Genomic DNA, 4,779 nt, shown 5'->3' with positions numbered 1-4,779 from the left:
GACGCGGGTCGAGCCGGTGAAATTGATCCGCCGCACGGCCGGATTGGCGATCAGGCGCTCGACCAGAGCGGGCGCATCGGCCGGTGCGTTGGTCAGAACATTTACGACACCGGGCGGAAAGCCTGCGTCCTTGAAGACCTCGCCGATCAACCGGTGCGTCCCCGGGCATATCTCGGAGGCCTTGAGCACGACGGAATTGCCGCAGGCGAGCGCCGTCGCCACGGCGCGAACGCCGAGAATGATCGGCGCATTCCACGGGGCGATGCCGAGGCACACGCCGGCGGGCTGTCGAATGGACATCGCGAGGCATCCCGGCTTGTCCGACGGGATCACCTCGCCGGCGATCTGCGTGGTGAGCGACGCCGCTTCGCGCAGCATGCCGGTCGCGAGCTTGACGTTGAAGGCCGACCAGATCTCCGTCGTGCCGATCTCGGCCATCATGATCCGGACGAAGGCGTGGCGCTTGGCCTCAAGCGCATCTGCGGCCTTCAGCAACAGGGCTCGCCTCGCATTCGGGCCGAGCGCCGACCATGCGGCAAACGCGGCGGAGGCCGCCGCCACCGCGGCGTCGGCATCGGAAGCGGTCGCGGCGGCCGCGCGGCTTGCGACCTCCTGCGACAGCGGATTGCGCCGCTCGAACACCTTGCCGCTGGAAGCGGCCTGATCCTGCCCGTTGATGAGAAGACTGACGTCCATGAAAAACCTCCCTGGGGTTGATAATGGCGCTCGCTCTAGCCGAGCAGCCGCGATTTTCCGGTTTCACGCGCAAAGCCGAGCGCAATCATCGCCGCGAGCGCGAGCGCAACGTAGTATCCTGTGATCGCGTAGGTGGAGCCCGTCTGCGCAAACAGGCTGGTGGCGACCAGCGGCGCAATGCCGCCGCCGAGCACCGTCCCGAGCTGCTTTCCGATCGACACGCCGGTGAAGCGAATGCGGGTCGGAAACAATTCCGGAAAATAGCTTCCTTCGCTGCCGAACATCAGCGGATGGATCACCCCCGCGGCGAGGATCACCGCGCCCGTCACCAGCACCGTGTCGCGGCTCGCGACCACACCGTAGAATGCAAACATCGAGATGGCTGCAAGCACCACGCCGGCCAAGAACAGACGCTTTCGTCCGATACGGTCGGACCAGGCTCCGATGAGTGGCATCGCAACGAGCCCGACGAGATTGGCGAACAGCACGGCCTGCGTGATGACGTCTTTCTGGACGCCGAGCTGACGGGTCGCGAAGGAGATGGTGAAGATGGCTGTCAGATAGAAATAGGACGTCTGCGCCATCTCGGCGAAGAATACGATGAGGATCGGCCGCCAATGTTCCCGCAGCGCTTCGACCACAGGCGCTGCTTCCGTCACCTTCGCCTTTCGGAATGTCGCGCTCTCCTCGATGCGCAGGCGCATATAGACGCCGAGCGCGACCAGAACCGCGCTGATCAGGAACGGCACGCGCCAGCCCCATGACAGCAGGTCCGCTTCCGGCAGCCGCGCGATCGTGAGCGCCGCAAACGAGGCGAGCACGACACCGACGGGTCCTGCGGCCTGGATCACCGCGGCCGAGAAGCCGCGCCGGTGCCCGGGCGCCGTCTCGATCGCCATAAGGATCGCCGCGGTCGACTCGCCGCCGAGCGCAAACCCCTGAACGAAGCGCAACGCCACGAGCGCGACGGTCGCAGCCACGCCTGCACTGGCGTAGGTCGGCAACAGCCCGATCGACATGGTCGCAAGTCCCATCATGAGCAGCGTACACAGCAAGACGGACTTTCGGCCGAGACGGTCACCGAAATGGCCGAATACAAGCCCGCCGAGCGGACGCGCCAAAAATCCGACGGCAAACGTCGCGAACACCGCAATCGTCGCCGTGAGCTGGTCGAACTTCGGAAAGAACAATTGATCGAACACCAGCGGCGCGATCAGGCCGTAGATGAAGAAGTCGTACCATTCGATCGCGGTGCCGATGGTGCCGGCGATCAGGATACGCCGGCGGCTGCTCGCCGTCTGCTCGGCAGTGGCGCCGGCGGCGGCATGGTCGTCGTAGTGCTCCAATGCTCTTGTCGTCACGGTTTCCTCCTCCGGTGTCATTTGTCGTTTTGTTGTCTTGTTGTTATTGGCCGCCGCAGCCGCTGGTCGGATGCAACGGCGAGAGTCGATCAGCTTGCCAGCCGTGCGCCGTCGCTCGCGTTGTGTCCGAGTGCTCGGGCAAGGACGCGCCCGATCGTACCAGCCTGTGACGCGCTGCCGCGCCAAGCCACGATCTGGTCGGGGCGTATCAAAGCCACATCCGCCTCATAGAGATCGCGCAGGGATTTCGGCAGCGTGACGAGTTTCACATCGACCCCGATCGCACGGATGGTCTCGACGACTGACGCATGAGAGGTCATGACCTCGCCGAACTGGAGCAGCGTCCACTCGAACCCGAACAGGTCGTACAGCGAGACGCCGTCCTCCAACCACGTATGCGGGGCGCGGCCGCCGGGACAGGCGCTCGGAACGTAGACGTTCGCGGCATCGGGCGGCGGCTGGCTGCCGTCGGAGACGATGATCGGCGAGCCGTCGTAGCGCCCACCGAAGGTGACGCCGGGAATGTTGAATTCCGCGCGGGCGTGCTGTTCGAGATAGACGCCCGCCGTCCGCCGCGCCTCGTCGCCGGCCTCGGTGGCGTCCTCGATGTCAGGCGCAGGCGCGAACAGACCGAGCGAGTCGGCAAAGCGACGCGCATAATCGGTGTTGCGCAGCGCCACCGGACGCCGCTCGACCTCGTAGCTGTCGAGCAGCTCCGCCGGGCTCACACCATTGATGACGCTTGCGAGCTTCCAGCCGAGGTTGACCGCATCCTCGATCGCGGTGTTGTAGCCAAGGCCTCCGGTCGGCGTGAACAGATGCGCCGCGTCGCCGCCGAGGAACACTCTGCCCCGCTGCATTCCGTTTGCGACCAGCGCGTGGCCGGCGGTCCAGGTCACGAATGACAGCACTTCGCAGTCGATCGGCGCGCCGCAAGCACGCTGGAACGCTGCTTTGGCCTCGTTGATTGTGATCGCACTCTCGTCTTCGCCGGGCCGAAGCTGCGTGTGAAACGCAAATTCGTCGCGCCCATTCACCGATGCCATGAAGGCGCGGCGGTCGCCGTTGAAGCAATTGTACATCCACGCCTTGGCATGCGGGATGCTCGCGTAGAAGCCAGGCGAACGGAGATAGACCGCCAGCATGCGGCCGCCCATGAAATCGCGCTGCGTTCCGGTTTCGCCGCCGTAGACGATCCCGAGCGATTGCCGGACCATCGAGCGCGGCCCGTCGGCTCCGACCAGGAAGTCGGCCCGGACCTGAAAGCGGCTATTGTCATCGAGACATTCGATCTCGGCGATAACGCCGTCATCGCTCTCGACGTAGCTGATCAGACGATGACCGTAGCTGAGCCGTATTCCGGGAAGCCGTTCGGCGTGGCGGCGCAGCACCGCCTCGACGTATTTTTGCGAGACCCGATGCGGCAGCTCGGCGGCGCTCCAGGAGCCCGACATGCCCTTGACGAGCTCGCCCGCGCGTGACGATGACGGCAACTGAAATCGGGCCAGCTCGTAACCGGTGTAGCGCGTGAAATACGCAACGTCGGTCGGGTAATCCGCAGGCAGACCTTCGCGTCGGATCTCGTCGGCAAAACCCAGCCGCCGATAGTGCTCCATCGAGCGCGCTTGCGTCGCATTGGCTTGCGGATTGAATGCTGTGCCCGGCTTTTCATCGACCAGGATCGCGGACACGCCGCGCCGGCCGAGCTCGTTGGCGAGCATCAGGCCGCAGGGCCCCCCACCCACGATGAGCACCGAGGCCGTCAGACATGTTTCCAAGGCGCTTCTCCCTACCAGCATTATTCCGCATGGTAAGGTCGCCTGACGATATCGTCAAGTAGCCTGACTACTTGGCGTCGTCGAGCGTATCGAGCGTATCGAACGTCGCGCCATAGACCGCCAGTCCCTTCAGGATCGCGTCCATCGTGGCCTTGCCGAGCTCGGCGCGCATCTCCTGCTCGGCAACGTCGACGGCGTCGCGGAACGCATCGAGCCATTTGCGCCCGGCCGGCGTGAACATGACGATGCGCGCGCGCCGATCGGTCGGATCGGCGATCCGATCGACCAGGCCGAGCTCGGCGCATTGATCGACCAGCTCGCCCATCGCCTGCTTGCTCATGGAGGCGCGGCGGGCGAGCTCCGTCAGTCTGGTCCCCTCCACGTCGAGATTACGTGTGAGGCCGACATGCGCGATCCTCGTTTCGCCATGCCCCTTCTCGCTCATCAGTTCGAGCACACGACCTTCGAAGCGCCGCACCGCGTTGTTGAGCAGCCGACCGATGTTGGCATGCCGCCATGCGGTGCCGGATGTCCTGGCTTTCAATGGATGTGCCTTCTACAAAGCCGCCTGAATTCGAAAATGTCGCTCACTTCGCCGCGTCGATCCAGATCCCCGGCTGCGAATGCTCGCGGATGTGGGTGACCAGGAAGTCGGAAAAGACCCTGATCTTGGCAGGCAGTCCGGCACGGTTCTGGTAGGCGATGTTCATCGTCAGCAGCGGCAGCTCCCAGTCCATCAGAACGGGGACGAGGCGGCCCGCCGCGATGTCGCTTTGCACGATATAGAGCGGCTGGATGAGGATGCCGAGCCCCGCCAGCGCGGCGCCGCGGATGACCTGGCCGTCATTGCTGTCGAGCGTCGACGTGATGCGAACAGTCTGCGCGCCATTGCCCTTGCGCAGGCGCAGCGAATAGGGATCGTTGGCGAGATTGTAGATCAGCAT

5 protein-coding genes are annotated in these 4,779 nt (G+C 64.7%); all 5 read right to left on the bottom strand.

Annotated features, from left to right (window positions below; all coding sequences use genetic code 11):
- Positions 1 to 696, bottom strand: a 696-nt coding sequence (locus IVB32_RS36490) for an aldehyde dehydrogenase family protein (protein WP_247412962.1), incomplete at its 3' end; no start/stop codon positions are given.
- A gap of 35 nt (positions 697 to 731) precedes the next feature.
- A complete protein-coding gene (locus IVB32_RS36485) occupies positions 732 to 2,057 on the bottom strand; it encodes an MFS transporter (protein WP_085352450.1) in 1,326 nt (441 codons plus the stop codon).
- Between the two features lie 89 nt (positions 2,058 to 2,146).
- A complete protein-coding gene (locus IVB32_RS36480) occupies positions 2,147 to 3,856 on the bottom strand; it encodes an FAD-dependent oxidoreductase (RefSeq protein ID WP_247404324.1) in 1,710 nt (569 codons plus the stop codon).
- Positions 3,857 to 3,902: 46 nt separating this feature from the next.
- Positions 3,903 to 4,379, bottom strand: coding sequence for a MarR family transcriptional regulator (locus IVB32_RS36475; protein ID WP_085352402.1), 477 nt, complete (start codon positions 4,377 to 4,379; stop codon positions 3,903 to 3,905).
- A gap of 43 nt (positions 4,380 to 4,422) precedes the next feature.
- Positions 4,423 to 4,779, bottom strand: a 357-nt coding sequence (locus IVB32_RS36470) for a LysR substrate-binding domain-containing protein (RefSeq protein WP_247412961.1), incomplete at its 5' end; no start/stop codon positions are given.

The organism is Bradyrhizobium sp. 23 (genome assembly GCF_023073295.1).
GTDB lineage: Bacteria > Pseudomonadota > Alphaproteobacteria > Rhizobiales > Xanthobacteraceae > Bradyrhizobium > Bradyrhizobium canariense_D.
This window is presented reverse-complemented; position numbering and strand designations above follow the sequence as displayed.

What these genes read in the sequence shown, in the direction of transcription:
- IVB32_RS36480 (WP_247404324.1), bottom strand. Translation starts at nt 3,856, where the DNA reads ATGCTGGTAGGGAGAAGCGCCTTGGAAACATGTCTGACGGCCTCGGTG.